The organism is Cryptosporangium arvum DSM 44712 (assembly GCF_000585375.1).
In the GTDB taxonomy this organism is placed as follows: domain Bacteria; phylum Actinomycetota; class Actinomycetes; order Mycobacteriales; family Cryptosporangiaceae; genus Cryptosporangium; species Cryptosporangium arvum.
Map to the genome: position 1 here is coordinate 2,647,353 of NZ_KK073874.1, position 26,695 is coordinate 2,674,047.

Genomic DNA, 26,695 nt, shown 5'->3' on the forward strand with positions numbered 1-26,695 from the left:
GCGCCATTACCGCGGGAGTCCCCTTGTCGCTGTCGTCGCAGGCGACCACGCACGTCTTCGTCACCGGGGGAGTCGCATCCTCGCTCGGCAAAGGCCTGACCGCGAGCAGCCTGGGCAATTTGCTCAGCGCACGCGGGTTGCGGGTGGTCATGCAGAAGCTGGATCCGTATCTCAACGTCGACCCCGGCACGATGAACCCCTTCCAGCACGGAGAGGTGTTCGTCACCGAGGACGGGGCCGAGACCGACCTCGACGTCGGTCACTACGAGCGTTTCCTCGACACCCAGTTGCGGGCGAACGCGAACGTGACCACCGGTCAGGTGTACAGCCGGGTGATCGCCAAGGAGCGTCGCGGTGAGTACCTGGGCGACACCGTCCAGGTCATCCCGCACATCACGAACGAGATCAAGGAGCGGATCCGCGGCATGGCCGCGGCCGGTCCCGACGGGGTCGTCCCGGACGTCGTGATCACCGAGGTCGGCGGCACCGTCGGCGACATCGAGTCGCTCCCGTTCCTGGAGGCCATCCGGCAGGTACGCCACGACGTCGGCCGCGACCGGGTCCTGTTCCTGCACGTGTCGCTGGTGCCCTACCTCTCGCCCAGCGGCGAGCTGAAGACCAAGCCGACCCAGCACTCGGTGGCCGCGCTGCGCAACATCGGTATCCAGCCCGACGCGATCGTGTGCCGGTCGGACCGGGAGATCCCCGAGGGGCTCAAGCGCAAGATCAGCCTGATGTGCGACGTCGACGCCGACGCCGTGATCTCCTGCTCCGACGCCGCCTCGATCTACGACATCCCGAAGGTGCTGCACCGCGAGGGCCTGGACGCGTTCGTCGTCCGCCGCCTCAACCTGCCGTTCCGCGACGTCGACTGGGCCCGTTGGGACGACCTGCTCGACCGCGTGCACCGCCCGCACCACTCGGTGACGATCGCGCTCGTCGGCAAGTACATCGACCTGCCCGACGCCTACCTGTCGGTGACCGAGGCGCTGCGCGCGGGCGGGATCTCGAACTACGCGAAGGTCGACATCCGCTGGGTCGCGGCCGACAAGTGCGCCACGCCGGCCGGTGCGGCGGCCGCGCTGGCCGACGTCGACGGCGTGCTGATCCCCGGCGGGTTCGGGGTACGGGGCATCGACGGCAAGCTCGGAGCGATCACCTACGCCCGCCAGAACCGCATCCCGACGCTGGGGCTGTGCCTCGGGCTGCAGTGCATGGTGATCGAGGTGGCGCGGTCCCTGGCGAAGCTGGAGGGCGCGGACTCGGCCGAGTTCACGCCCGACTCGCCGCACCCGGTGATCTCCACGATGGCCGACCAGAAGGACGTCGTGTCCGGTGACCGCGACATGGGCGGCACCATGCGCCTCGGGGCGTACCCGGCCGCGTTGACGCCGGGGTCCCTGGTCGCCGACGCCTACGGGGCCACCAGCGTCTCCGAGCGCCACCGCCACCGCTACGAGGTCAACAACGCCTACCGCAAGCAGCTGACGTCGGTCGGGCTGGAGTTCTCGGGCACGTCGCCGGACGGCAAGCTGGTGGAGTTCATCGAGCTCGACCGCGAGCAGCACCCGTACTTCGTCGCCACGCAGGCGCACCCGGAGTTCAAGTCGCGGCCGACCCGGGCGCACCCGCTGTTCCGCTCGTTCGTGGCGGCGGCGCTGGACTACGACAACGCCAGCCGGCTGCCGGTCGAGGTGCCGGTGCAGGACACCCCCGCGGGTGCCCTGTCGTGACGTACGAACTCGTGTCGCGCACGCCGCAGTTCACGTCGGGGCGGGTGATCGACGTCGTCACCGACGAGGTCACGATGCCGGGCGGGAACACGCGGCTGCGTGACTGGATCATCCACCCGGGCGCGGTCGGCGTCGTGGCGCTCGACGCCGACCACCGGGTGTTGCTCGTGCGGCAGTACCGCCACCCGGTCGGCCGGGAGCTCTGGGAGCTCCCGGCCGGCCTGCTGGACGTCGACGGCGAGCCCGCGGTGGTGTCGGCGGCGCGTGAGCTGGCCGAGGAGGCCGACCTGCGGGCCGGGCGCTACGACACGCTCGTGGACCTGCTGACGACGCCCGGCGCGTCCAACGAGGCGATCCGGATCTACCTGGCGCGGGAGATCTCGCCGGTGCCGGAGGCGGAGCGCTACACCCGGTTCGATGAGGAAGCCGGAATGACGACGGCGTGGTTCGGGCTGGACGAGGCCGTCGACATGGTGCTGGCGGGGCAGATCGAGAACGCGGCGGCGGGGGCCGGGGTGCTGGCGGCCTTCGCGGCCCACGCGCGGAACTGGAAGGGCCTGCGCGGTCCGGACGCTCCCTGGGCGGCCCGGCCCTCGCGGGTCTGATTCCCTCCTGGGCTCACGCCCGCCCGGAGAGGCCCGGGGAGCCGTCGTAGGCCCGGAAAAGTAGAGCGCCGCGCCCCCTGAACGGGGCGCGGCGCTTGGGGAACAAGCGGGCCTTAGTTGGGGCGCAGCGGGCGGCCCTGGGCGTCCGTGCCGCCGTTGACGAGGATCATGATCCCGTCGATCAGCGGCCACAGGGCACCGAGGCCACAGGTCAGCCACGTCGCCGCGATCTGGCCGATCGCGATGCCGGTGTGGCCGGTGTAGAACCGACCGGCGCCGAAGCTACCGAGAAGGATGCCGAGCAGGCCGGCGATGAGCTTCGACTTGTCGGAGTAGGGCAGGCCGGTCGCCGGGTCGACGGCGCCGTATCCCGGCTGACCGCCGGGGTAGCCGCCCGGCTGACCGCCGGGGTACTGGCCAGGAGGTGGTGAGTAGGTCATGGCGCCGCAGCGTAGTGGGCTTTGGTTACGGTGCACGATCGGGTAGGCGACACCGGTAAATTCCTGTCGCCTTTGTGGGTAAATGCCGAGCGGTATTTCCGTTTCGTCGAGCGGTTTTACTCGCGTTGACCGATGCAACCAGTGATCACTGCGCGTCGCCGCCCCCGGAGTGCCTCCCGGGCTTAAGATCGCTGAGATGAGGATCGGTGTCCCGGCAGAAGTCAAGAACCACGAGTACCGGGTCGCGCTGACGCCGGCCGGCGTGCAGGAGCTGGTGCGCCACGGGCACTCCGTCGCCGTGCAGGCGGGCGCCGGGCTCGGCTCCTCGCTCGCCGATTCCCTGTTCGCCGAGGCCGGAGCCGAGATCGTCGAGGGCCCCGACGCGGTCTGGGGCGAGGCCGAGCTCGTGCTGAAGGTCAAGGAGCCGATCGCCGAGGAGTACGACCGGATGCGTGCCGGTCAGACGCTCTTCACGTACCTGCACCTGGCCGCGTCCAAGGAATGCACGGACGCGCTCGTCGACCGGAAGGTCACCGGGATCGCGTACGAGACCGTGGAGCTGGCCGACCGGTCGCTGCCGCTGCTCGCGCCGATGAGCGAGGTGGCCGGGCGGCTGGCGCCGCAGGTCGGCGCGTACCACCTGATGCGCTCGGGCGGCGGCCGCGGGACGCTGATGGGCGGCGTGTCCGGCGTCTACGCGGCGAAGACCGTGGTCATCGGCGCCGGGGTGTCCGGGATGAACGCGGCCGCCATCGCGCTGGGCATGCAGGCCGAGGTGCTGCTGCTGGACACCAACATCGACAAGCTGCGCGCCGCCGACCGCATCTACCAGGGCCACCTGCAGACCGTGGCGTCGAACAGCTACGAGATCGAACGGGCGGTGCTCGACGCCGACCTCGTCGTCGGCGCGGTGCTGGTGGCCGGGGCCCGGGCGCCGAAGCTCGTCTCCAACGCCCTCGTCGCCGAGATGAAGCCCGGCAGCGTGCTCGTCGACATCGCGATCGACCAGGGAGGCTGCTTCGAGGATTCGCGTCCCACCACGCACGACGACCCCACCTACCGGGTGCACGACTCGGTGTTCTACTGCGTCGCGAACATGCCCGGCGCGGTGCCGCACACCTCGACCTACGCGCTGACGAACGTCACGCTGCCGTACGTGCTGCAGCTGGCCGACCGCGGCTGGAAGGACGCGCTGCGGGCGGATCCGGCGCTGGCGCTCGGGTTGAACACCTACGACGGGCACGTGGTGTCCGAGCCGGTCGCGGCCGCGCACGGACGCACCGCGCTGGCGCTGGCCGACGCGCTGGCCTGACCCACCGGTTACCGTCGCGGGCGTGGAAGCGCTGGAGCGGGCCGTGCGTGGCTATCTCGACCACCTCGCGGTCGAACGCGGCCTGGCCCGCAACACGCTGTTGGCGTACCGGCGCGACCTCACCCGCTACCTGGGGTTCCTCGAGGCCCGGGGCATCGACGGGCTGGCCGGGGTGGGGGAGCGCGACGTCGGCGAGTTCCTGGCCACCCTGCGCGCCGGTGACGACGAGCACCCGCCGCTGGCCGCGTCGTCCGCCGCGCGGGCCGTGGTGGCGGTCCGCGGCCTGCACCGGTTCGCGGTGCGCGACGGACGCGCCGGCTCCGACCCGGCCCGGGAGGTCCGGCCCCCCACGCCGCCGCGCCGGTTGCCCAAGGCGTTGCCGCTCGCCGACATCGAACGTCTGCTCGACGCCACGGGCGGCGGCGACGACGAGCCCCGCGCGGCGCGCGACCGGGCGCTGCTCGAGCTGCTGTACGGCACCGGCGCGCGGATCTCCGAGGCGGTCGGGCTGGACGTCGACGACGTGCCGGCCGGTGAACGGGACACGGTCGCGCTCACCGGCAAGGGCGACCGCACCCGCCTGGTGCCGGTCGGCTCATTCGCCCGGTCCGCGATCGACGCCTACCTGGTGCGGGGCCGCCCCGCCCTGGCCACCGCGGGGCGCGGCACCCCCGCGCTGTTCCTCAACGCCCGCGGCGGCCGGCTGTCGCGGCAGGGCGCCTGGGGCATCCTGAACGCCGCCGCCGAACGCGCCGGGCTCGCCGGCAGGGTTTCGCCGCACACGCTGCGGCACTCGTTCGCCACCCACCTGCTCGACGGCGGCGCCGACGTCCGGGTCGTCCAGGAGCTCCTCGGCCACTCGTCGGTGGCCACCACGCAGATCTACACGCTGGTCACGGCGGAGAAGCTCCGCGAGGCCTACGCGATGGCGCACCCACGAGCCCTCTGACGGCGGCCCGCGCCTCGGGGTGACCCGGAGGTGCGGAATCCGGGGTCGGTCAGGGTCGGTGCCGGATGGGCGGAGCGCTTCTTCCCGCCAGGCTGGAGGCCGACGCGAGAAGGGCGGACGAATGAACGCGCGCACGGGTGGACGGATCGGGGCAGTCGTGGGGCTGGTCGCGGTGGCGGCGCTGCTGACCGGCTGCGACCAACCGCTCCGGAACAAGAGCGAAGCGAACTACGACGTCACCGACACCGTCCGGACGCTGTCGGTGACCGGTGACGCGGTCACGCTCGACGTCGTCGCGGGGGACGGGCCGGTGTCGGTCGAGGAGGTCGTCCGCTACAACGGTGACAAGCCACGGACCAGCCACCGGGTGACCGACGGCGTGCTGAAGCTCGACTCCCCGGGGTGCCGGGGCACGAAGGCCTGCGAGGTCCGCTACCGGGTCACGGTGCCCGCGGCCACCGCGCTGGTGACCGACGTGGATGCCGGGAAGGTCGACGCCACCGGGCTCTCCGGCCGCTTCGACGTCCGCATCGACGTCGGGCAGGTCACCGCGGACCGCCTGCTGAGCCGGACCTCCGACGTGCGGGTGAACGTCGGCGACGTCGACCTGCGGTACGCGACCACACCGGACCGGGTCGGGGTCACCACGAACACCGGCGCGGTCTCGCTGCGGCTGCCCGGCGCCGGCCCCTACGCCGTGCGGACCCACGCCGACGTCGGCGACACCGACGTCACCGTGCCCCGCTCCGCGACCTCGAAGCACGCGGTGGACGTCACCGTCGACGTCGGCCAGATCACGGCGGCGTCCACATAGGAGGCACACGGCGAAGTTGCGACACGGCAACGACACGCCGAGCGACTTGCAGGTTTGTCGACATTCTTTGCTTTGGCCTCACCAGCTCCTTAGGGTTCACGGCAAGTTCGGCGGACTCTGCCGACGCAGACGCGGCGGGAGCTGGTGAGATGTCAACGAACCCCGTGATGAGCGACGACTCGGGCGCTCTGGAGCAGGCCACACTCGACCTGGCCACCCTGGGCATCGTGAACGAGCCGAGGAAAGCCCGTCGAGCCGAGGAGAGCCCGCAGTCCGAGAAGAGCGGCCACGGGCCCGCCCGGGTGATCGCCCTCTGCAACCAGAAGGGCGGCGTCGGCAAGACCACCAGCACGATCAACCTCGGCGCGGCGCTGGCCGAGGTTGACCAGCGGGTGCTGCTCGTCGACTTCGACCCGCAGGGCGCGCTCTCGGTCGGCCTGGGCGTCAACGCCTACGACCTCGAGCTGACGGTCTACAACCTGCTCATGCAGTCCGGCATCCGCACCGAGGACGTCCTGGTCAAGACGAACGTGGCCGGGCTGGACTTACTGCCGTCCAACATCGACCTGTCCGCTGCCGAGGTGCAGCTGGTCAGCGAGGTGGCCCGGGAGCAGACGCTCGATCGTGCGCTCCGGCAGGTGCGTGACGACTACGACTACATCCTGATCGACTGCCAGCCGTCGCTCGGTCTGCTGACGGTCAACGCGCTCACCGCCGCGCACGGCGTCATCGTGCCGCTCGAGTGCGAGTTCTTCAGTCTCCGTGGTCTCGCGATGCTCATCGACACGATCGAGAAGGTGAAAGACCGGCTCAACCCGGATCTGGAACTGGACGGAATCCTGGCGACGATGTACGACTCGCGCACCGTCCACTCTCGCCAGGTACTGTCCCGCGTCGTGGAGGCATTCGGTGACAAGGTGTACGAGACCGTGATCTCGCGGACCGTCCGTTTCCCGGAGACGACGGTCGCGGGTGAGCCCATCACGACCTGGGCTCCCGGTTCGGGCGGTGCCAAGGCCTACCGGGCCCTGGCCCGCGAGGTGCTCGCCAGGTGAGGCGGCGGGTACAGCTCCCTGGCGCCTCCGAGCTGTTCCGGATGACGACGACCCCTTCGGGGGCGAGCACGGTCGAGGTGATCGGGGGGACGCCGGCAGCGGCGTCCCGTCCGTCCCCGCGTCCCGTGCGCGAGCCGTCCACCCGGTCCGGCCCACCGGCTACCGTGCGCTCCGGTCCGCCCGCGGACGTCACTCCGATCCGCGCGTCGCCGCGCCCCCCGAGCGGTCGGCAGCGGCACGATGAGAAGATCACCGTGTACCTGTCCTCCGGTGAGCTGCTCGAACTCGAGCGGACCCGGCTGGACCTACGGGCTCGTCACGGCATCGGCATCGACCGGGGCCGCATCGTCCGGGAGGCGATCGCCATCGCGCTAGCGGAGTACGACGCGAACGGGGAGCACTCGGTGCTGGTCCGTCGGCTCGCGAGCGGCCACTGACGTGCTCTTCGCGCTCGGTCGGCCGATCGCGCTGGCGGGTCTGGCGCTGGCCTTCGTGCTGGGCCTGATCATCCGGGTGCTCGCCATCCGGGCCGTGCAGCGACGCCGTGTTCCCGCCGGGTGGGGTACCTCCCGGCGGGCCGGCGGCAAGCTCGTCGACGTCCGGCGTGACGTCGACATCTTCGGGCTGGTCGCGGCCGTGGTCGGGGGGACCGGCTGGGGCAAGAAGGTCGAGGACACCGGGATGGCGCCGGCGCCGGTCCGGGTGCTGCTGGCCGGCCCGATCGCGGTCATCGCCGCCGCCCAGGCCGCGTTCCTGGCGTTCGTGCTGGCCTCCGAGCCGGTGTCGCTGGCGACTCTGAACTCCTCCAGCGTGCTGCGCGGCGAGATCGGCGGCGGCACCAGCGTGCAGATGTTCCTGCTCTCGCTCGCCGTCGGCCTGCTCTGTTTCGGGCTGCTCGACCTGGTGCCGCTGCCTCCGCTGGACGGCTGGGGGCTGCTGCGTCACGCGGTGAAACGGCCCGGTACCGGGTTCCAGAAGGCCCGGTACTGGCTCGAGGACCAGAACGTCGGAATCGCGATCCTGCTCGCCGGGATGCTGCTGCCGCTGTTCCGCGGCATCCCGCTGTTCCTTTACATCCTCGACCTGGTGACCTGGCCGTTCTTGGTTCTCTGGGGTTGAGCGCCGCGCGCGGTACGGTCATGCGGTGACCGAGACCGATGCTCCCGCTCAGGGATCAGGGTACGGCGAGAAGTTCCACATCCGGCTGGAGAACTTCGAGGGCCCGTTCGACCTGCTGCTGCAGCTGATCAGCAAGCACAAACTGGACGTCACCGAGGTGGCGCTCAGCCAGGTCACCGACGACTTCATCGCGCACATCCGGGGGATGGGCGACGACTGGGACCTCGGCCAGGTCAGCGAGTTCCTGCTGATCGCCGCGACCCTGCTCGACCTCAAGGCGGCCCGGCTGCTGCCGGCGGCGGAGGTCGAGGACGAGGAGGACCTCGCGCTGCTCGAGGCGCGCGACCTGCTCTTCGCCCGGCTGCTGCAGTACCGGGCGTTCAAGCAGGTCGCGTCGTTCATCGCGGAGCGGGAGCGCGAGGGGTCGACCCGGTGGCCCCGCGCGGTGCAGTTGGAGGAGCGGTTCTCGGCCGCGATGCCCGAGGTGCTGCTGGGGCTGACCCCGGAGCAGTTCGCCGCGCTGGCGGTGAAGGCGATGGCGCCGAGGCCGGTCCCGACGGTCTCGATCGAACACATCCACGCGCCCAAGGTGTCGGTGCGCGAGCACGCGGCGATCCTGCGGGAACGGCTGGCCCGGCTCGGGCAGGCGTCGTTCCGGGTGCTGTGCTCGGACTGCACGACGACGCTGGAGATCATCGCGCGCTTCCTGGCGCTGCTGGAACTGTTCCGCGAAGGCGTGCTCCAGTTCGACCAGGTCGAACCTCTGGGCGAACTCCACGTACGCTGGCTAGGGGGCAGCCGGGTAGAAGGCAGTGACCGCGTCGCGGTCGAGATCGACGAGTACGGCAGCGACGCGGACGCCCCGACCGCTGTCCCCGAGCAGAGCGGACCGGCGGATTCGTCCGCGCCGGCCGTGCCGGCCAGCCGTACGGCGCCGGAGATCGAGACGAAGGAACGCGGTTGAACGAGGAAACACCGGCCGGAGGCGCGTTGTTCGCTGTGCCCGAGGACGAGCGGTCCGACCGCATCGAGCCGGCGCTGGAGGCGATCCTGCTGGTCGTCGACGAGCCGGTCACCGAGGGGTTGCTCGCGCAGACGCTCGGCTGCGCGGTCCCGGCCGTCACCCGGTCGCTGCGTGGGCTCGCCGCCGAGTACGACGAGGCCGGGCGCGGGTTCGAGCTGCGTCAGGTGGCCGGTGGCTGGCGCCTCTACACTCGGTCGGAATACGCACCGTACGTCGAACGGTTCGTTCTGGAGGGCCAGCAGGCCCGGCTCACTCAAGCCGCGCTGGAGACGCTGGCGGTGATCGCCTACAAGCAACCGGTGACCCGGTCGGCGGTGTCGGCGATCCGCGGTGTCTCGGTCGACGGCGTGATCCGTACCCTGCTCACCCGCGGGCTGATCGAGGAAAGTGGTACTGACCCGGACACCGGTGGGTACCAGTACCGGACAACGACGCTGTTCCTCGAGAAGCTCGGCTTGAACTCACTGGAAGAATTGCCGGCGCTCGCGCCGCTCCTGCCCGGAATGGATGCCCTGGATGATGTCATCGCCGCGACGTAACCCCAACCCGCGTCGGGGTGACGGTCCGCCCCAGCGCGGTGAGTCCGCCGCGCGCGGCGGACCCCGCGGCGGCGACGGCCGCGGCGACGGCCCACGCCGCACCGGTGGTGGCGGCGGTTCCGGCCGTGGCTCCGGCGGCGGTGCCGGTGGTTCCCGCGGCGACAGCCGTGGTGCCGGTGGCGACAGTCGTGGTGCCGGTCGTGGTGCCGGTGGTGACAGTCGCGGTGCCGGTCGTGGTGCCGGTGGCGACAGCCGTGGCGTCGGCCGCGGTTCCGGCGGCGGTGACAGCCGTGGCTCCGGTCGTGGCTCCGGCGGCGGTACGGGTCGCGGCGAGTACTCCCGCGGCAGCGGCAGTGGCGGCGACAACCGTGGTTCCGGCCGCGGTGACGGTCCGCGCCGTGAAACCGGCGGCGCGCCGCGGCGAGGCGCCGACGGCGGTGCCGCCCGGACCGGAGGCGGACGCGGCGGTGCCCCCCGTTCCGGCTCCGCGCGGCCTTCGCGCGACTCCGAGGGACCGCGCATCGAACCGCTCGGCCGCGACGGCGAGCCGGCCCCGAAGCGCGCCTCGCGCACGGTCGGCCGGGGCAAGGCTGCTACCGACAACCGTCCCTACCAGGACATCTGGGAAGAAGAGGAAGGCGACCCGAACTGGGCCGCCAAGCTCGACGAACCCAAGGAGGGCGAGCGCCTGCAAAAGGTGCTCGCGTCGGCCGGGATCGGATCGCGCCGCGCCTGCGAGGAACTCATCGAGCAGGGCCGGGTCAGCGTCGACGGCAAGGTCGTCCAGGTCCAGGGCAAGCGCGTCGACCCGCTCACCGCGGTGATCCACGTCGACGGCCAGCGCGTCATCGTCGACGACCGCATGGTCTACATGGCGTTCAACAAGCCCACCGGTGTCATCACGGCGATGAGCGACGACAAGGGTCGGCTCAACATCGGCGACTACGTCCAGGACCGGGAAACCCGGGTGTTCCACGTCGGGCGCCTGGACACCGAATCCGAGGGCCTGCTGCTGCTCACGAACGACGGCGCGCTCGCCCACCGCCTGACCCACCCGTCCTACGGCGTGCTCAAGACCTACCTCGCCGAGGTGCCCGGCCCGATGAACAGCGACGTCAAGAAGCGGCTCCTCGAGGGCGTCGAGCTCGAGGACGGGTTCGTCAAGGTCGACAACTTCCGCGTCGTCGACAACCTGCCGGGCAAGCTGCTGGTCGAGGTCGTCATCCACGAGGGGCGCAAGCACGTCGTGCGTCGGCTCCTCGAGGAGGTCGGGCACCCGGTGAGCCGCCTGGTGCGCACGGCGATCGGACCGGTGCAGCTGGCCGCCATCAAGCCGGGCAAGGCGCGTCACCTCAGCCAGGCCGAAATCGGCCAATTGCACTCACAGGTCGGTCTTTAGCGGTGACTGGAGGGGCTCCGTTAGGCTCGCGGTAGCCGACGAGAGGAAGCTGCACGGTGGCGGTCAGGGCACTGCGCGGAGCCATTCAGGTCGATGAGAACTCGCGGGACGCGATCCTCGAGGGAACGACCGAGCTGATCAAAGCGGTCATGCACCGCAACACGATCACGCCGGACGACCTGATCAGCGTCATCTTCACCGCGACGCCGGACCTGGACGCCGAGTTCCCGGCGTACGCGGCCCGGTTGCTCGGGTTCACCGACGTGCCGCTGCTCTGCACGACGGAGATCGGGGTGCCGGGGGCGATGCCCCGGGTGCTCCGGCTGCTGGCCCACATCGAGACCGAGACACCGCGCTCGGGCCTGCACCACGTGTATCTGCACGGTGCCGCCGCACTCCGGAGGGACCTGCCGCAGTGAGTTCCCCGGCGGTCCGGGCGGTGGCGCTCGGCGTGATCCTGCTGATGTGCGTGGGGTTCCTGCTCACCTCCGGGGTTCCCGAGCCGGCCGAACTCCGCGCGTACGTGGCGCAGGCCGGGCCGTGGATGCCGTTCGGGGTGGCCGGCATCGCGGTCGTCACGTCGGTGCTGATGGTGCCCCGCGGCGTTCCGGCCCTGCTGGCCGGGCTGCTGCTGCCCGCGCCGGTCGCGGTGGTGGCGGCGCTGTGCGGCATCGCGCTCGGGGCGTCGGTGTCGTTCCTGCTCGGCCGTTGGCTCGGCCGTCCGTTCCTGTCCGGGCGTACCGCGGCCGCCGGGCCCGACGCGCGCCTCGCCCGCCTGCAGTCCTGGCTCGACCGGGACGGCACCCGCGCCGTGGTCTACGCGCGGATCCTGCCGGTCTTCCCGTTCGGTCTGCTCAACTACTTGTTCGGAGCGACGACGGTCAGGATGCTGCCGTTCGTCCTCGGCACCGCGGCCGCGATCGTTCCCAGCACCACCGCCTACGTCCTGGTCGGCGCGTCCGCCGAGCACCCCGGGTCGCCGGCGTTCTTCCTGTCGGTGGGGCTGGTGGCGCTCGTCGGGGCGCTCGGTCTGGCGCACGCCTGGTGGAGCCGCCGCCGTGGTCGCCGGATCGCGCCGCCGGAGGAGCCGGCCACCCCGGCGCTGTCGGCCAGCCGGTCCTGAGCCCCACCGGCTCCTGGCCGTCGGGGCGTAGGCGCCACCGGCTTCGGCTGGGCATCGGTGGGCCCCGCCGACTCCGAGCCACCGGGCCGCGGTAGGCGACGGCCGCTTCGCGGGGCGGCCGGTTCGCGGGCGGCCGTGTCGCGGGGCGGCGGGTTCACACGGCGGCGGGGCGCGCGGTGGCCGTGGCGCGCGGTGGCCGTGGCGCGCGGCAGCTGAGGCGCGCGGCGGTAGGGGCGCGCGGCGGACCTGTCACGAGACTGCCGGGTTAGGAGAGCGCTGGGCCGTGAGAGCGCTGGGGCCACAACAGCGCTGGGCCATGCGGCGGCCGGGCCAGGGGGCCACATGTGGAGATGGCCGGTTTGCGGGACGCGGGAGGCGGTGTCCGGCCCGGAGACTCGGATCGCCCCGGAATCGGGGCCTCCGCCACCGAGCCCGAAGGACCCTCATGACGCTCACCGACGCCGCCGACCGGGCGGGCTGGTACGACCGCCTCTTCGCGGCGATCTACGAACCGTTCCTGGCGCTGGGGGAGCGCCGGGGAATGGCCGCGCGCCGACGCGATCTCCTGGCCGGAGCGGTCGGGTCCGTGCTCGAGATCGGCGCCGGAACCGGACTGAACCTGCCGCACTACCCGGCGGCGGTCACCGGCCTCACCGTGTCCGAGCCGAACGCGGCGATGCGCGCGGTGCTCCGCCGCCGGCTCAGCGCTGACGCGGTGTCCCGCCGCGGGGGCGGAACTAGCGCGGTGTCCCGCCGCGGGGGCGGAACTAGCGCGGTGTCCCGCCGCGGGGACGGAACTGGCGCGGTGTCCCGCCGTCGGGACGGGACCGGTGCGGTGCTCCACCGGCAGGTCGGCGTCGACGCGATACAGATCTCTCCGGCGGCGGCCGAGGCGCTGCCGTTCCCGGACGGCACGTTCGACACGGTGGTCAGCACGCTGGTGCTGTGCACCGTCGAGGATCCGGTGGCCGCGGTCGCGGAGGTGAGGCGGGTCCTGCGGCCGGGTGGGCGTTTCCTGGTGCTGGAGCACGTGCGCGGTGAGCACGGCAGCCGGTTGGAGCGCCGGCAGCACCGGTTCGCCGGGCCGTGGGAGAAGTTCGCCGCCGGGTGCCGGTGCGACCGGGCGACCGCCGAGATCCTGGGCGACGCGGGCTTCGACGGCACGGCGCTGCGGCGGGAACGGTGGGCCGGCATGCCGTCGATCGTCGCGCCGCTCGTCGTCGGCTCGCTCCCGGTGGCCGGCCGGGGCGCGGGCTGAGCCGTCAGATCAAGCCGAGACGCACCGCGGCGGCCGCGGCGGCCGCGCGCGAGGGCTGGTCGAGCTTGCGCCGGATGTTCGCCACGTGCCGGTGCACGGTGTGGCCGCTAAGGAACAGCTCGGCCGCGATCTCGGAGTCGCTGCGCCCGGCCGCGACCAGCCGCAACACCTCCCGTTCCCGCTCGGTGAGCACGCGCCCCGGTGCGGTGTCGGCGGCGAGAAAAGGGAGCAGCGCGTCGAGGACGGGCCCGGAGTCGCCGAGCCAGGGTGGGTGGACGTCACCCTCCAGCGGGACGAAACGGGCGCCGGGGATGCCGGCGGCGACCTCGCGGCCGAGGGCGAACGGGATCGCCCGATCCTCGCGCCGGTGCAGGACCAGCGTGGGAGCCCGGACGCCGGCCAGCGCGCCGCGCAGGTCGGCGTCGTAGACCGAGGCCAGCACCGCCGCCGCGGTGCGGGCGTCGGTGGCCTCCCGCTGCAGGCGGGCGAACGCGTCACGCACCCGGGCGTCGACACCGGGCATCCAGACGTCGGCCAGCAACCGGGACCCCGCACCCCAGTGCGCGCGGACGGTGGCGAGGATCGCCGTGCGCAGCGCCTCGGGCGCCGTGCGGGCACCCTCGGCGTACCCGCCGAAGATCGCCAGCCGGGACACCCGCTCGGGCCGCGCGGACGCGTAGCCGAGCGCGGCGCACGCCCCGATCGAGAACCCGAACAGCGCGAACGACGCCAGCTCGAGCGCGTCGACGAGAGCGCCGAGCACCGCGGTGTCGTGCTGCACGCCGGTGCCGGGCCGCGCCGGACGGTCGGACAGGCCGCACCCGAGCCGGTCGTACCGGACGACCCGGTGCGTGCCCGCCAGCGCGGCGACGAACGCGCGGTACTCCGGCACCTCCCAGTCCCGCTCGAGGTGGCTCACCCAGGGCGTCGGCAGCACCAGTGGTGGCCCGTCGCCGACCTCGGCGTACGCGACCCGGCCCCCGGGCACCGCCCGGAAGCCGATCCGCTGGCCGGCCGCGCCGCTCACCCGAGGGACTCCCCGAGACGGTCGAGGAACGTGCGCTGGCCCTTGACGAGCTTCTCGCGCGCGGTGTCCAGATCGAACCAGCCGACCCGGTCGAGCTCGGGGAACTGCTGGATGCGCCCCGACTTCGGCGGCCACTCCAGGCCGAACGTGCCCGGGACGACATCGGCGGGGGAGAGGTCGCCCTCGACCGCCCAGACCGTCACGGTCTTGCCGCCGGACTGCTTCACCTCGCCGAGCGGCAGCAGCGGGCCCTCCGGCGCGGGCAGCCCGAGCTCCTCGGTGAACTCACGGCGGGCCGCCGCCTCCGGCGCCTCGTCGGGCTCGTACTCGCCCTTCGGGACCGACCAGGCCGCCTCGTCCTTCCGGGCCCAGAACGGCCCGCCCATGTGCCCGAGCAGCACCTCGACCCGGCCGCCGGCCGTGCGGTACAGGAGCAGCCCCGCGCTGCGCTTCGCCACCATGCGGTCAGTCTGCCCCGGCCCACCGACAAATTCGACCGTAATAACAAGCCCAGACCCCGAGCTCACCCCGAGCTCACCCCGCGAGAAACCCCGCCACCGTCGTCGACGGCACACCGACCACGAAGTCGTACGCCTCGGCCACCGGTCCCTCCACATAGGTGTGCTGCACCCGAATAGCGGTCGGCGCGTCCGGCAACCCCCGCGCCTCGCGCAGATCGAGCACCCCGAGCCGGCCCGGCAGCGCCGCCTCGATCGCGTCCGCGCGCGGCGGCTCCAGGTCGACGACCGTGACCTCGACGCCCCCCGGTGCGGACGGCGCCGGCCGCCGGGCCGGGGTGCGGCCACCCACCGCCGTGACCGCGACGGCCAGGTACTCCGGACCGAGGTGCGACGCGAGATGGTGCCCGGCCGGGGAGACCTCCAGGCCCGGGACGCTCAGCGGCGTCCGCTGGAGGTGGCCGTTCGCGGCGCCGAGCACGATCACCGCGTCCGGATGGCGTTCCAGCAGCCAGAGCACGGTTTCGGCCATCGCCCGGTCGCGGGCCGCGGCCGCGAGCGCCGAGCGTGTGGCGTGGCCGCGCAGCATCTGGTCGAAGAGCGCGCCGAGCCGGATCTCGTGCCGGACCACCGGGTCGAGGCCGGGTACCCGCACGTCGGCCCAGGCCGACAGCGAAGCCCACCGCGCGGTCAGCGCGTCCCGGTCGGTCTCGGCGAGCGCCGCGTAGGCCGCGTAGGTGTGCAGGGCGTGTTCGCTCGCGAACTTCTCGGTGCGGGTGATCAGGTCCTCGACGAACGGCAGCCCGGCCGGCAGTCGGTGCAGCGCCGGCAGCGGGGTCGCCGCCGAGCCGGGCAGGTCGAGCCCCGCGTAACCCACTCCGGCCGAGCGCATCCAGGTGAGCTGGTCACGCATCTCGGCGCACTGGCCCATCCGGTACGTGATGCCCTCGTCCGCGACCGACCGGACGTCGCCGGAGCCCCCGGACAGCCAGTCCGAGACGAGCTGACCCTCGGAGAACCCGGACTCCAGCGCGAAGACGACCGGGCCGCCCCGCGCCGCCAGCGCACGCAGTAACCGGTACCGGAACAGCGTGTATTCGCGCACCCAGTGGGCGCTCTCGCCGATCGCCACGACCCGTGCGCCGGTGAGCATCGGCTCGAGGTCGTCGAACGGCGGATCCGGTTCCACGGTCCTCAGCGGGCGGAAGTTATCGGTCACATACGTGGCGAACACCCGGCCACCCTAGCGAGCGAAGTGATCCTTGACACTGTCGTCGCCCGGAGAGCATCCTGCCGAAGGCGAACGTTCGCCTAACTTGTCGGTGTGACCGGTCACACAGGAGGTGGTCCCCGCTGTACGTCTCGCTCAAAGACGTCGCCGAGCGCGCCGGGGTCAGCTTCCAGACCGCGAGCAAGGTGCTCAACGGCAACTCCGGCGTCGTCTCCGCGACCACCCGCGAACGCATCCTGGCGGCCGCCCGCGACCTCGGTTACGTGCCGAACGCGCTGGCCCGCGGCCTGGTCCGCCGCGACTCGCTCACCGTGGGCATCCTCGCCGACGACTTCTCCGACGCGTCGCTGTCCCGCTTCGTCGTCGCGGCGCAGCGCACGATCGAGAGCCAGGGTCACGCCGCGCTCGTCGCCACGACGACGCAGGGCAGCGACGGCCCGCTGCGCCGGCTGCAGGAGTACCGGGTCAACGGCGTGCTGGTGATCGCGCCCAGCGTCGAGGAAGACGAGAGCGTCGGCGAGTACCTGCGCGGGCCGATCCCGGCGGTGACCCTCAACCACATCCCGGGCGGCGGGGTGCCCGCGGTCGGGTCCGACCATCGGCGCACCGGTGTGCTCGCGGCCGAGCACCTGCTCGCGCTCGGGCACCGGGCCATCGGCACGGTCACCGGCCCGACCGAGCGCCGGGTCGTCGTCAGCCGCACGAGTGGTTTCCGGGAGACGTTGCACGCGGCGGACGTGGAGCTGCCGGACCGGCGCGTGTGCGCGACCGAATGGGACGCCCGCAGCGCGGCCGCGGCCACCCACACGCTGCTGGACGCCGATCCGCACGTCACCGCGATCTTCGCCCACAACGACAACATGGCGTTCGGGGTGCTGGCCGCGCTGCGCGCCCGCGGGATCCCGGTGCCGCAGCGGTGCTCGGTGGTGGGGTGCGACGACCTGCCGCTGGCCGACTTCGCCGCGCCGCCGCTGACCACCGTGCGGGTGCCGTTCGACGAGACCGGGGCCCGCGCCGCCGAACTGCTGCTCGCCCGGATCCGCGGCGAGGACACCCCGCCCCGTGACCTGCTGCCGGTGCAGCTGGTCGTCCGCTCTTCCACTGCCCCACCCCCGTAACACACGGAAAGGACAGCGATGACCTTTTCCCGACGATCCTTACTCGCCGGCGCACTAGGAGCCGGAGTGCTGGCCGCGACCAGCGGCTGCTCGGTGGCGTCCGGCCTGACCACGGCCGGCGAACCGGCGAGCACGCTCCAGTTCTGGGACCTGTTCGGGGGCGGTGACGGCGTCCGCATGCAGTCGATGCTGGACACCTACCGCAACGCCAACCCCGACATCACGCTCAAGGGCACGACGTTCAACTGGGGCAACCCCTACTACACCAAGCTGTCGCTGGCGACCGTCGGGAACAAGCCGCCCGACGTGGCGGTCGCGCACCTGACCCGGGCCAAGTCGATGGTCGAGGGCGGGTTGCTGCAGGAGCTCGAGCCGGACGTGCTGGCGCGGGCGGGCCTCACGGCGGACAAGTTCAACGAGCGCGCCTGGAACGCGGGCCTCGTCGACGGCAAGGCCTACGCGATCCCGCTGGACACGCACCCGTTCGTGATGTTCTACAACACCGAGATCTGTCAGAAGGCGGGCCTGCTCGACGCCGACGGCGTGATCAAGCCGCTCAAGGGCGAAGCGGCCTTCATGGACGCGATGCAGAAAGCGAAGGCGGCCAGCGGCGGGTTCGCCGGTGCGATCGCGCTCGGCTCCGAGGTCGTGACCGCCTGGCGCGCGTACCAGTCGCTCTACGCCCAGCTCGGCGGCCAGATGCTGGCCGACAACGGCACCAAGGTCGTGATCGACGACGCGAAAGCGCTGAAGACGCTGACGTTCCTGCGGAACCTGACCAAGAGCGGCCTGTTCCCGGAGAAGACCGACTACCAGGGTTCGATCGCGGACTTCTCGGCCGGCCGGACCGCGTTCCTGTTCCAGGGCGAGTGGGAGATCACGACGTTCCAGACGGCGAAGACGCCGTTCTCGATGGCGCCGTTCCCGCACGTCTTCGACGAGGGCCCCTACGCGGTGCAGGCCGACTCGCACACGCTCGTCGTCCCGAAGAGCCCGAAGCTGACGCCGGACCGGCTCGACCGCGCGCTGCAGTTCATCCGCAGCCTGCTCGACCAGAGCAAGGCCTGGGCCGAGGGCGGGCACGTCCCGTCCTGGCTGCCGTTCCGCGACGGCCCCGAGTTCGCGGCCCTGCAACCGCAGGCGCAATACGCGAGCGCCGCCGACAGCGCGGCCTACGACCCGGAGGGCTGGTACTCCGGCTCCGGCTCGAACTTCGAGATCGTCACCGGCTCCGCGGTCGGGGCCACGCTGGCCGGCCTCACCGAGCCGCAGCAGGCCCTCGACGACATGCGGACGAACCTCGAGAACCTCGCCGCGACCGCCTCGCCGATCTGACCGGGAGTCACCGATGACCACACCCGCGCTGCGGCCCGGCCGCGCACCAGGGCAGGGGCGTTCGGCCGCTGCCTTCCTCGCCCCGTTCCTGATCCTGTACGTCCTGTTCATCGTCGGGCCCGCGCTCTACGGCCTGGTGATGAGCTTCTACGACACCAGCATGGTCAAGTCCGGCCTTTCGACCTTCGCCGGCCTGCAGAACTACATCGACGCGCTGGGCAGCTCCGACTTCTGGTCGTCGCTGTGGCACACGTTCTGGTTCACGATCCTCACCACGCCGCCGCTGGTGATCCTCGCGCTGGTGCTGGCCCTGCTGGCCAACCGCATCAACCGCGGCCAGTGGTTCTACCGCCTGGCGTTCTTCCTGCCGTACGTGCTGCCCTCCGCGGTCGTCGCGCTGATCTTCATGTGGATCCTGTCGCCCGGCATCGGGCTGCTCGACACCACGCTGGCCAAGATCGGCATCACCGCCCCGAACTGGCTCGGCAGCGAGACGTGGGCGATGCCGGCGCTGGCGATGACGACGGTGTGGTGGACGATCGGCTTCAACTTCGTGCTGTACCTGGCGGGGCTGCAGGAGATCCCGCGTGACCTCTACGAGGCGGCCGCACTCGACGGCGCCGGCCCCTGGCAGCAGATCCGGCACGTGACGATCCCGCTGCTCGGGCGCACCACGACGCTCGTCGCGGTACTGCAGGTCATCGCCTCGCTGAAGGTGTTCGACCAGATGTACATCATGACCTCGGGCGGGCCGAACTACTCCACCCGCTCGCTCCTGCAGTACGTCTACGACGAGAGCTTCACCAACTACCGCATCGGTTACGCGTCCGCGGTCTCGATGCTGTTCTTCCTCGTCGTGCTGGCGGTGTCGATCGTCTGGTTCCGGCTCGTCCGTTCGCAGCAGAAGGAGACCTGAGCATGGTCACCGAGACGTTGGCGCCGCCCGCGCGGGCCGATCGAACCGTGACGGTCGCGACCGTCGACCGGCGCGTCGCGATCTTCAACCGGATCTGCGTCGGCGTGCTCATCGCGTTCGCGCTTCTCTGGCTCGTGCCGATCCTGTGGGCGCTGGACACCGCGCTCAAGCCCAACGCCGAGACCGTCAACACCACGTGGTGGATCGACAACCCGACGCTCGCCGCGTTCGGCCGCGTCTTCACCGACACCGACATGCTGCAGTGGTGGGCCTCGACGTTCATCGCATCGGCCCTGTCGGCGGTGCTGACCGTGGCCACCGCGAGCCTGGCCGCGTTCGCGCTGTCCCGGATGCGCTTCAAGTACCGCACGCTGGTGTTCTGGTTCATCCTCGCGGGCATCATGGTGCCGTCGCAGGTGCTGATGGTGCCGCAGTTCCGGGAGTTCCAGTCGCTCGGCCTGCTGAACACGTTCTGGGCCGTCGCGCTGCCGCAGGCACCGACCGCGATCGCGGTCTTCATCTTCAAGCAGTTCTTCGACGGCCTGCCGGCCGACTTGGAGGAGGCGGCCCGCGTCGACGGCGCCGGCTTCTTCCGGGTCTACTGGCAGATCGTGTTACCGCTGGCCCGCCCCGCGGTCGCCGCGGTCTCGATCTTCACGTTCGTCTGGGCGTGGAACAGCCTGCTCTGGCCACTGCTGGTACTGACGAACCCCGACCTGATGACGATCCCGGTGGGGTTGGCGACGGTGCAGGGCGCGTTCGGTATCCGCTACGCCGACACGATGGCGACGGCGGTGTTGGGCGCGGTGCCGCTGGTCGCGGTGTTCCTGCTGTTCCAGCGGAACATCGTCGAAGGCATCGCCGGTACCGGAATCAAGGGGTGAGTTCGTGCTGCAGGCTTCACTGACGATCGATCCGGCGTTCACGGTCGGGGACGTCGATCCGCGGCTTTACGGGTCGTTCGTCGAGCACATGGGGCGGTGCGTGTACACGGGCATCTACGAGCCCGGGCATCCCCTCGCCGACGAATCCGGCTTCCGGACCGACGTGGCCGACCTGACTCGGGACCTGGGCGTACCGCTGATCCGGTATCCCGGCGGCAACTTCGTCTCCGGGTACAGGTGGGAGGACGGGATCGGGCCGGTCGACGAGCGGCCCACCCGGCTCGACCTGGCCTGGCGGTCACTGGAGACCAACCGGGTGGGCGTCGACGAGTTCCTGCCGTGGGCGCGGTCGGTCGGTGCCGAGACCATGATGGCCGTCAACCTCGGTACCCGGGGCATCGACGCCGCCCGCGACCTGATCGAGTACTGCAACCTGCCCGGCGGCACGTACCTGTCGGACCTGCGCCGGAAGAACGGTTCCGCGGAACCCCACGGGATCAGGACCTGGTGCCTGGGCAACGAGATGGACGGGCCCTGGCAGATCGGCCACAAGACCGCGTACGAGTACGGGCGGCTGGCGTCCGAGACCGCGAAGGCGATGCGGCTGGTCGACCCGTCGATCGAGCTGGTGGCCTGTGGCAGTTCGAACTCCTCGATGCCGACGTTCGGATCGTGGGAGGCGACGATGCTCGGCGAGACGTACGACCAGGTCGACTACGTCTCGATGCACGCCTACTACGAGCAGCGCGGCGACGACCGGGACAGCTTCCTGGCGTGCGCGGTCGACATGGACCGCTTCATCGACGCGGTGATCGCCACCGCCGACCACGTGCGTGCGGTGGGGCGCCGCAAGAAGCGGCTGAACATCTCGTTCGACGAGTGGAACGTCTGGTACCTCAAGCGGTTCGAGGGCGAGGCGAACCTGGCGATCCGGGAGGCGCCGCCGCTGATCGAGGACGTGTACTCGGTTACCGACGCGGTCGTGGTGGGCACGATGCTCAACAGCCTGCTGCGCCACGCGGACCGGGTGAAGATCGGCTGCCAGGCGCAGCTGGTCAACGTCATCGCACCGATCATGACGACGCCCGGCGGGGCGGCCTGGAAGCAGGCGACCTACCACCCGTTCGCGCTGACGTCGCGGTACGGGCGAGGCACCGTGCTGCGGGTGGAGCCGGCCTCGCCGCGTCACGAGACGAAGTGGCTGGGCGAGGTGCCGCTGCTGGACGCGGTGGCGGTGCAGAACGAGGACGGCGTCTCGCTCTTCGCGGTGAACCGGTCGCAGACCTCCCCGATGACCGTCGACGTGGACCTGCGGGCCTGGCCGGGCTACCGGGTGGCCTCGCACGTCATGATCGCCGACGACGACCCCGAAGCGGTGAACACCGCGGAGAACCCCGAGCGGGTGGTGCCGCGTCCGGTCGAGGTCCCCGCGGTGGACGGGGGGCGGGTCGCGCTGGAACTGCCCGCGCTCTCCTGGAGCCTGGTCCGCCTCGAACGCGCCTGACGCTCGCCGGTGCCGACCGGTCCGGTGTGGACACCGGGCCGGTCGGGCCGGGAGCAGGCAGCCGGGGGGCTACCAGCTGACGGTGTGGGGCTCCAGATGAGCGAGCATCGTCTGGTTGGCGGCCCAGCCGTCCGGGAACTTGACCGGGTCTCCCAGGTGCACCGGTGCGCTGGAGGGGTGGGCGTCGAGCAGGTCGCGGATGCCGGCGCGGGCCACGATGACGCACGCCTGCCGGTGGCGTGACGCGAGCACGCACAGGCGGCCCGCCTCGAGGTGGAACGCGGTCGCGTCGCGCCGGCCGGAGAGCGGGTGCAGGAAGACCGTGACGTCGTACTCGCGGCCCTGCAGGCGGTTCGCGGTGTCGACGACGATCTCCGGGTGGTTGAGCGCGGCCCGGATCGCGGCCACCTGATCGCGGTGGGCGGCGCCGACCGCGATCCGTGACGGGCCGACGGACGTCACCTCGGAGCCGTCCCGGGCGGTGGCGCCCCGCTCCAGCAGCCGCCGGGCGATCGTGGCGACCGCCTCCACGGCCTCACCGTCGGTGCGCAGCGTGTGCCGCCGGGGCAGCTCCACCAGGCTCCACCCGGTCTTGGCCGCCGTCGTCAGCACCGCGTCCTCGACGCCGTGTCCGGCGGTGCGGAAGCCCAGTTCGCGCTCGCCCGGCCCGGTGCCGGTACGGAACCCGGTGAACGGGTAGAACGCTTTCGCCACGACGTCCTGCGCCGAGTACGGCAGCCGCCACGAGACGGGCAGCCGGTGCACCGGAACGGTCGGGTTGTTGCGCAGCAGCACCGAGATCGCGCTCTGCATCGGATCCCAGGTCAGGCCGCGCCACCGGTCGTTCTCCACGGTGGAGAACGGGTCGAGCTGGCCCGGGTCACCCACGAACAGCGCCCGCTCGAACCGGGCCGCGAGCACGAGCAGCGCGTCCGAGCGCATCTGGTAGGCCTCGTCGACGATCGCCCACGGCCACACCGCGTCGCGCACGTGCGCCCACTTGGCCGCGGTCGCGATCGTCACGAGCGGATCGTTCAGGTCCGCGAGGGCACTGGACACGACGACGTTGGGCAGCGCGGCCAGCCGCGGCGGCGCGACGAACCCGCCCCGGGACAACCGGCCGATCCGCGCGTCCGGCCGCGCCTCGAACAGCGGCGCCGCGAGGCGCACGATCAGGTCGTCGACCTGCTCGTTGGTCTGCGCGACGATCATCAGCCGCTCGCCGGCCCGCGCGAGCTCCAGCGCGGCCCGCACGACGAGCGTCGACTTGCCGGCACCGGGCGGTGAGTCGACGACGATCCCGCGGTGCGCCCCCGAGCGCAGGTCGGTGAGGATCGCGTCGGTGGTCCGGGCGGCTTCGGCCGCGGGGTCGATCATTCCCACGTCTCCACGGCGTCCTCGTCGGTGGGCACGTACGGCTCCGGGGGGCCGCCGTGCGTCCAGGGCGTGTCCTCCACCGGCGGCAGGTTCGGTCCCCGCCCACCGGAGGACAGGACGCTGCTGTAGGTGAGGTCGTCGCCGACCCGGGGCAGCGCCTCGCGCAGTCCCTTGGCGATCTCGACGGTCACCAGCCCGTCGTCGATCTCCAGCACGCGGCCGGACTGCTTGGGCCGCGCCGGCGACCCGACGGCGGTGCCCACCGCCAGGTGCACCGGGTCCTCGGTGCGCACGACCACCAGCGGCCGCTTCACCAGGTTGCCGTTCTCGTTCTCGACGCGGCGCTCGGCGTCCACCTCGGTCACCGTGCCGCGGAACGCCTCACCGGTGACCCGGAAGTCGGCCATCACCCGGGGGTCGTCGAACGACCGTGACACCGCGTACTCCTGGTGGGCCCACTCCAGGCGCAGCAGCCGCCGCGCCGCGGCGACGGCACCGTCCCGGCGCGCCTGCGGCAGCCCGTCCTCGGCCATCCACCGGTGGAAACTCGCGTACTGACGAGCGTCGGCGGCCCACCGGCCCGCGACCGACCCGCCCGGCGTCAGCGTGCGCATCCGGTCGATCGCTCGCCACACCAGCTCCCAGGTCGGCTGGGTCTGGCCGCGGAGCGCGGATTCGAGACCGGCCAGCGCGCGCCGGCGCAGTGCGGAGCCGTCGGGGGACGAGCCGTAGGCCGAGATCGCCGGGGAGAGCACCTCGTTGTCGAACGTCGGATCGGTCGACGGGCCGGCCGGCGGCCACCGCAGCGCGTCCTCGGCGTCGCGGGCGGCCTCGCGGGCGGACCGGCCCGGCGGCGGGTCGATCCAGCCGAGCAGCGCCGCCAGGTTCGCGTCCTCCAGCGCGCTCTGCCCGGTGGCCCAGTGCGCCCCGAGCACCTCGGTCGCGGCCAGCAGCGTGCTCGCGCCCGGGTACTCCGACCGCTCGGCGAACCAGGTCAGCCACCGCCCGAGCACCGGCACCCCGGGCGCCACCGGGTAGGGACCGGTGGTGCGGCGGAAGCGCGTCGAGCGTCCGAACAGGCGCAGGAACGCGAACCCGCCGCGGTTGGGCACCCAGAGCTGGGGCGCGTCGTCGGCGGTGGGCTCGTCGCCCTCGGTGACCGGGAACCCCGACAGGTAGTCCAGAACGACGTCGGCCAGCGACGCGGCGAACGCGAACCGCAGCTGGCGGTCGCGGGGCTGCGGCACGATCAGCAGGCGGGGCGAGGCCGGGTCGGTGCCGACGAGCGCGGCCAGCGGCGCGTTGGCCTCACCGGCCAGCGCCAGCGGCACCAGCACCAGCGGGCGCGCCGCGACGTGCACGTGCGCGACCGTCGTGATCGGCTGCGCGACGCCTTCGACGACCGCCAGCGCCCGCGCGTACGCGGCGATCGCGCTCATGCGCTCTCGGAGAAGACGCGCGCGGTCGTCCGGAGCACCGCCGCGACCTCGGCCTGGTGCTCGTCGCCGGCCCAGGTTCCCTGGGCCAGCTGCAGCGCCTCGGCGATCGTGTCGACGCCGCCGAGCTGCTCGCGGACGGCGGTGCCGAGCGCGTCGGTGCACCCGGTGGCTTCGTCGCGGCAGAAGAAACCGAGCTCGCAGTGGCCCAGGCAGTCGGGGGAGTACCGGGCGGACAACTCGCCGAGCGACGCGGTGAGTTCGGCGACCGGGCGGGTCGGGGTGCCCTCGGGGTCCGGTGCGAGCCCGAGCGTCAGCCCGGCGGGAAGCGCGCTCAGCAGCGTGTCCACGTCGTCCATCCGGGTGAGCTGGTGGTCGAGCACGAGCAGCTGCTTGCGGACGTCGACCTTGGTGGCCACCGGCCGGTTGGAGAAGTCCTTCGGGCACACCAGGACGACCTCGTCCGCGACCGCCTCCGGGCGGCCGAGCAACTGCCGCAGCGCGTGCACGTAGACGGCCGACTGGATCGCGGCGGCCGCCACCTTGGCCGGGTCGGCCTGCCCGTCGATCACCGCGAACGACTTGATCTCGACGACGTGGTACACGCCGTGGTGCTGGAACGCCACCAGGTCGGGCTCCAGGTACACGCTCTGTCCGGCCACCACCAGCCGCAGCAGCGGGTGGTCGAACAGCGTGTTCTCGTCGCCGTGCGCGAGCCGCTGCTCGGAGTAGGTGTTGCGGGCGTTCTCGGAGACGTTGTCGCCGACGCTCTCCAGGTCGGCGTACGCGACCTCGGTGAGATCGAGGTCGAGGGTCTCGCGCAGCAGCGTCAGCAGCTCGGCGCAGCCGTCGGCCTTCAGCTGGGCCTCGAAGGCGTTCCCGCGGGTGATCGCGAACGACGACTGCCCGAACGGGGCCGGGAACTCGAGGTGGCGGGCCAGCGCGTCCTTGTCGATCCCGGCGGTGTCGAGCACCGCACGTCGGACGCAGCCCGGGTTGGTGGTCAGCGCCGCGATCGTGCGGGCGTTGTGGCGCTTCGGCGGCACGCCACCGCGCAGCTGGTCGAGCCGGGGATCGGGCGGGGGAAGCTTCGGCACGGAGGTCCTCGGGGAAGGCGTCTCTACGGGAACAGTGTGACTCAGGTGGCGCGGGCGTTGCGGCCGACGACGCCGAACTTGGTTCCGAACAGCTGCTGGGCCTCGTCCAGGCGGTCGCGCGCGCGGCGGGCGGCTTCGGCGCGTTGCCGCTCGTCGGTGTCGCGGTGCAGTTCGAGTTCGGCGAGCGCGGCGGCGGCCACCGCCGGTGCGGACGTCTGGTCGGGGCCGGCCGCGACTCCGGGGACGTTCCCGGCTCCGGGGATGTTCGCGGCGAACCGCCAGAGCAGCCGGCGCGCCGCCGGGCCCGGGTCGGCCAGTCGCTGGACGTGCTCGGCCAGCCGGGCGGCCGCGGTGAGGAAATCGACGCGTGGGCTGAGCGGACCGATGACACGCGCGGACATCGGCCAGGTGGACACCGCGAGCAGCCCGCGGGCCGGCGCGAGGAGGTCCGCGGTGAGCGCCGCGCACAGGTAGTACGGCCGCATCTGCGGCGCCGAGCGGAACGACCGCTCCTCGTCGCGCCGCAGGCTGGTCAGCCGGGCCGACGTGAGGCCGCCGGTGGAGAACGCCTCGTGCACCTGGACGATCAGCTTCGGCGCGGCCGGCGCTCCGAGCATCGTCAGCGCCTGGTGGACCTGCTCACGCAGGGGGAGCAGCGCGGCCGGAGCCGGTGCGGGCCCGGCGGGCTCGGAGTCCGGCGCCAGCGCTTCGAGGGCGGACTCCCACTCCCGCTCGGTGCGGTGGAGTTCGGTCCGCAGCGTGCGGGCGCGGGCCCGTTCGCCCGCGGTGACGGCCCGGCGGACCGCGGCGCGCAGGTCGTCGATGCGGCGCTCCAGTGCCTCGGCCGGTCCGGTCACGGCTCCGAATTTAGCTCGTTCCAGTATTCTCCAGCAAGACCCAGTGAATTCCACCCTCCACCACCGCGTTCCCCCGTTGCCGCCG

The 26,695-nt window shown here is 72.2% G+C and carries 28 protein-coding genes; 19 read left to right on the forward strand and 9 right to left on the reverse strand.

Going from position 1 to position 26,695, the window contains the following annotated elements:
* Positions 1-23 precede the first annotated feature (23 nt).
* Together CRYAR_RS12335 and CRYAR_RS12340 are read left to right on the forward strand one after the other, a co-directional pair.
* Positions 24-1,733, forward strand: coding sequence for a CTP synthase (locus CRYAR_RS12335; protein WP_035850699.1), 1,710 nt, complete (start codon positions 24-26; stop codon positions 1,731-1,733).
* Positions 1,730-2,338: an NUDIX domain-containing protein gene (locus CRYAR_RS12340; protein ID WP_035850702.1), complete on the forward strand. Its 609-nt coding sequence runs from the start codon at positions 1,730-1,732 to the stop codon at positions 2,336-2,338. The genes CRYAR_RS12335 and CRYAR_RS12340 overlap by 4 nt, the downstream gene beginning before the upstream one ends.
* Before the next feature lie 113 nt (positions 2,339-2,451).
* On the opposite strand, the gene CRYAR_RS12345 is transcribed toward CRYAR_RS12340, so the two are convergent.
* A complete protein-coding gene (locus CRYAR_RS12345; RefSeq protein ID WP_084700387.1) occupies positions 2,452-2,778 on the reverse strand; it encodes an NINE protein in 327 nt (108 codons plus the stop codon).
* Between the two features lie 196 nt (positions 2,779-2,974).
* Here CRYAR_RS12345 and ald point away from each other — a divergent pair, with 196 nt between their 5' ends.
* The 8 genes from ald (at position 2,975) to scpB (ending at position 9,590) form a co-directional block, all read left to right on the forward strand.
* Positions 2,975-4,090: an alanine dehydrogenase gene (ald, locus tag CRYAR_RS12350; protein WP_035850704.1), complete on the forward strand. Its 1,116-nt coding sequence runs from the start codon at positions 2,975-2,977 to the stop codon at positions 4,088-4,090.
* Positions 4,091-4,112: 22 nt separating this feature from the next.
* The gene (locus tag CRYAR_RS12355) at positions 4,113-5,039 is read left to right on the forward strand and encodes a site-specific tyrosine recombinase XerD (protein WP_035850707.1); all 927 of its coding nucleotides are present in this window, start codon (positions 4,113-4,115) and stop codon (positions 5,037-5,039) included.
* 121 nt (positions 5,040-5,160) lie between these two features.
* A complete protein-coding gene (locus CRYAR_RS12360; protein WP_157017610.1) occupies positions 5,161-5,853 on the forward strand; it encodes a DUF4097 family beta strand repeat-containing protein in 693 nt (230 codons plus the stop codon).
* A 167-nt stretch (positions 5,854-6,020) separates the two neighbouring features.
* Complete coding sequence (locus tag CRYAR_RS12365; RefSeq protein WP_211247960.1) at positions 6,021-6,908, forward strand: ParA family protein; 888 nt, start codon at positions 6,021-6,023, stop codon at positions 6,906-6,908.
* A 41-nt stretch (positions 6,909-6,949) separates the two neighbouring features.
* A complete protein-coding gene (locus tag CRYAR_RS45190) occupies positions 6,950-7,345 on the forward strand; it encodes a hypothetical protein (protein ID WP_245620444.1) in 396 nt (131 codons plus the stop codon).
* Position 7,346: 1 nt separating this feature from the next.
* Positions 7,347-8,027, forward strand: a complete 681-nt coding sequence (locus CRYAR_RS12375) for a hypothetical protein (RefSeq protein WP_035850711.1) — start codon at positions 7,347-7,349, stop codon at positions 8,025-8,027.
* Positions 8,028-8,052: 25 nt separating this feature from the next.
* Positions 8,053-8,991 carry a segregation and condensation protein A gene (locus CRYAR_RS12380; RefSeq protein WP_051570077.1) on the forward strand — a complete coding sequence of 313 codons (939 nt, stop codon included), beginning with the start codon at positions 8,053-8,055 and terminating at the stop codon, positions 8,989-8,991.
* Positions 8,988-9,590 carry an SMC-Scp complex subunit ScpB gene (gene scpB, locus CRYAR_RS12385; RefSeq protein ID WP_084700393.1) on the forward strand — a complete coding sequence of 201 codons (603 nt, stop codon included), beginning with the start codon at positions 8,988-8,990 and terminating at the stop codon, positions 9,588-9,590. The genes CRYAR_RS12380 and scpB overlap by 4 nt, the downstream gene beginning before the upstream one ends.
* Here the strand turns inward: scpB and CRYAR_RS49520 are convergent.
* The gene (locus CRYAR_RS49520) at positions 9,574-10,284 is read right to left on the reverse strand and encodes a hypothetical protein (protein ID WP_051570078.1); all 711 of its coding nucleotides are present in this window, start codon (positions 10,282-10,284) and stop codon (positions 9,574-9,576) included. The genes scpB and CRYAR_RS49520 overlap by 17 nt on opposite strands.
* Before the next feature lie 3 nt (positions 10,285-10,287).
* On the opposite strand from CRYAR_RS49520, the gene CRYAR_RS49525 reads away from it, so the two are divergent.
* The 4 genes from CRYAR_RS49525 (at position 10,288) to CRYAR_RS12410 (ending at position 13,370) form a co-directional block, all read left to right on the forward strand.
* The gene (locus CRYAR_RS49525) at positions 10,288-10,989 is read left to right on the forward strand and encodes a pseudouridine synthase (protein ID WP_035862016.1); all 702 of its coding nucleotides are present in this window, start codon (positions 10,288-10,290) and stop codon (positions 10,987-10,989) included.
* Between the two features lie 56 nt (positions 10,990-11,045).
* Positions 11,046-11,408, forward strand: coding sequence for a chorismate mutase (gene aroH, locus CRYAR_RS12400; protein WP_035850714.1), 363 nt, complete (start codon positions 11,046-11,048; stop codon positions 11,406-11,408).
* Positions 11,405-12,112, forward strand: coding sequence for a TVP38/TMEM64 family protein (locus CRYAR_RS12405; protein WP_051570079.1), 708 nt, complete (start codon positions 11,405-11,407; stop codon positions 12,110-12,112). Before aroH ends, CRYAR_RS12405 begins: the two co-directional genes overlap by 4 nt.
* Positions 12,113-12,557: 445 nt before the next feature.
* Entirely contained in the window at positions 12,558-13,370 is an 813-nt protein-coding gene (locus CRYAR_RS12410) for a class I SAM-dependent methyltransferase (RefSeq protein ID WP_035850716.1), read from the forward strand.
* Positions 13,371-13,374: 4 nt separating this feature from the next.
* Here the strand turns inward: CRYAR_RS12410 and CRYAR_RS12415 are convergent, their stop codons facing one another.
* The 3 genes from CRYAR_RS12415 to CRYAR_RS12425 form a co-directional block, all read right to left on the reverse strand.
* Positions 13,375-14,397, reverse strand: coding sequence for an alpha/beta fold hydrolase (locus CRYAR_RS12415; RefSeq protein ID WP_035850718.1), 1,023 nt, complete (start codon positions 14,395-14,397; stop codon positions 13,375-13,377).
* Positions 14,394-14,858: an NUDIX hydrolase gene (locus CRYAR_RS12420; protein ID WP_035850720.1), complete on the reverse strand. Its 465-nt coding sequence runs from the start codon at positions 14,856-14,858 to the stop codon at positions 14,394-14,396. The genes CRYAR_RS12415 and CRYAR_RS12420 overlap by 4 nt, the downstream gene beginning before the upstream one ends.
* Positions 14,859-14,931: 73 nt before the next feature.
* Positions 14,932-16,089, reverse strand: coding sequence for an erythromycin esterase family protein (locus CRYAR_RS12425; RefSeq protein WP_157017614.1), 1,158 nt, complete (start codon positions 16,087-16,089; stop codon positions 14,932-14,934).
* A 119-nt stretch (positions 16,090-16,208) separates the two neighbouring features.
* Here CRYAR_RS12425 and CRYAR_RS12430 point away from each other — a divergent pair, with 119 nt between their 5' ends.
* The 5 genes from CRYAR_RS12430 to arfA are packed head-to-tail and all read left to right on the forward strand — an operon-like array spanning position 16,209 to position 21,843.
* On the forward strand, positions 16,209-17,204 hold the full coding sequence (locus CRYAR_RS12430; protein ID WP_281174688.1) for a LacI family DNA-binding transcriptional regulator: 996 nt from the start codon (positions 16,209-16,211) through the stop codon (positions 17,202-17,204).
* An 18-nt stretch (positions 17,205-17,222) separates the two neighbouring features.
* Positions 17,223-18,539 (forward strand): extracellular solute-binding protein, encoded by a 1,317-nt coding sequence (locus CRYAR_RS12435; protein ID WP_035850724.1) that lies wholly within the window; start codon positions 17,223-17,225, stop codon positions 18,537-18,539.
* Positions 18,540-18,552: 13 nt separating this feature from the next.
* Entirely contained in the window at positions 18,553-19,455 is a 903-nt protein-coding gene (locus CRYAR_RS12440) for a carbohydrate ABC transporter permease (protein WP_035850726.1), read from the forward strand.
* 2 nt (positions 19,456-19,457) lie between these two features.
* Positions 19,458-20,339 (forward strand): carbohydrate ABC transporter permease, encoded by an 882-nt coding sequence (locus tag CRYAR_RS12445; RefSeq protein WP_035850728.1) that lies wholly within the window; start codon positions 19,458-19,460, stop codon positions 20,337-20,339.
* 4 nt (positions 20,340-20,343) lie between these two features.
* The gene (gene arfA / locus CRYAR_RS12450) at positions 20,344-21,843 is read left to right on the forward strand and encodes an arabinosylfuranosidase ArfA (RefSeq protein WP_035850730.1); all 1,500 of its coding nucleotides are present in this window, start codon (positions 20,344-20,346) and stop codon (positions 21,841-21,843) included.
* Positions 21,844-21,912: 69 nt separating this feature from the next.
* Here the strand turns inward: arfA and CRYAR_RS12455 are convergent, their stop codons facing one another.
* The 4 genes from CRYAR_RS12455 to CRYAR_RS12470 are packed head-to-tail and all read right to left on the reverse strand — an operon-like array spanning position 21,913 to position 26,610.
* Positions 21,913-23,220, reverse strand: a complete 1,308-nt coding sequence (locus tag CRYAR_RS12455) for an AAA domain-containing protein (protein WP_035850732.1) — start codon at positions 23,218-23,220, stop codon at positions 21,913-21,915.
* Positions 23,217-24,659, reverse strand: coding sequence for a hypothetical protein (locus tag CRYAR_RS12460; RefSeq protein ID WP_035850735.1), 1,443 nt, complete (start codon positions 24,657-24,659; stop codon positions 23,217-23,219). Before CRYAR_RS12460 ends, CRYAR_RS12455 begins: the two co-directional genes overlap by 4 nt.
* The gene (locus CRYAR_RS12465; protein WP_035850738.1) at positions 24,656-25,753 is read right to left on the reverse strand and encodes a hypothetical protein; all 1,098 of its coding nucleotides are present in this window, start codon (positions 25,751-25,753) and stop codon (positions 24,656-24,658) included. Before CRYAR_RS12465 ends, CRYAR_RS12460 begins: the two co-directional genes overlap by 4 nt.
* Positions 25,754-25,794: 41 nt before the next feature.
* Positions 25,795-26,610 carry a hypothetical protein gene (locus CRYAR_RS12470; protein WP_035850742.1) on the reverse strand — a complete coding sequence of 272 codons (816 nt, stop codon included), beginning with the start codon at positions 26,608-26,610 and terminating at the stop codon, positions 25,795-25,797.
* Positions 26,611-26,695: the final 85 nt, after the last annotated feature.

Excerpts from the sequence above, each read along its gene's own strand:
- CRYAR_RS12345 (WP_084700387.1), bottom strand. The coding sequence starts at position 2,778 with ATGACCTACTCACCACCTCCTGGCCAGTACCCCGGCGGTCAGCCGGGC.
- ald (WP_035850704.1), top strand. The coding sequence starts at position 2,975 with ATGAGGATCGGTGTCCCGGCAGAAGTCAAGAACCACGAGTACCGGGTC.
- CRYAR_RS12360 (WP_157017610.1), top strand. The coding sequence starts at position 5,161 with ATGAACGCGCGCACGGGTGGACGGATCGGGGCAGTCGTGGGGCTGGTC.
- CRYAR_RS12365 (WP_211247960.1), top strand. The coding sequence starts at position 6,021 with ATGAGCGACGACTCGGGCGCTCTGGAGCAGGCCACACTCGACCTGGCC.
- CRYAR_RS45190 (WP_245620444.1), top strand. The coding sequence starts at position 6,950 with ATGACGACGACCCCTTCGGGGGCGAGCACGGTCGAGGTGATCGGGGGG.
- CRYAR_RS12410 (WP_035850716.1), top strand. The coding sequence starts at position 12,558 with ATGACGCTCACCGACGCCGCCGACCGGGCGGGCTGGTACGACCGCCTC.
- CRYAR_RS12420 (WP_035850720.1), bottom strand. The coding sequence starts at position 14,858 with ATGGTGGCGAAGCGCAGCGCGGGGCTGCTCCTGTACCGCACGGCCGGC.
- CRYAR_RS12435 (WP_035850724.1), top strand. The coding sequence starts at position 17,223 with ATGACCTTTTCCCGACGATCCTTACTCGCCGGCGCACTAGGAGCCGGA.
- CRYAR_RS12440 (WP_035850726.1), top strand. The coding sequence starts at position 18,553 with ATGACCACACCCGCGCTGCGGCCCGGCCGCGCACCAGGGCAGGGGCGT.
- CRYAR_RS12445 (WP_035850728.1), top strand. The coding sequence starts at position 19,458 with ATGGTCACCGAGACGTTGGCGCCGCCCGCGCGGGCCGATCGAACCGTG.
- CRYAR_RS12455 (WP_035850732.1), bottom strand. The coding sequence starts at position 23,220 with ATGATCGACCCCGCGGCCGAAGCCGCCCGGACCACCGACGCGATCCTC.
- CRYAR_RS12460 (WP_035850735.1), bottom strand. The coding sequence starts at position 24,659 with ATGAGCGCGATCGCCGCGTACGCGCGGGCGCTGGCGGTCGTCGAAGGC.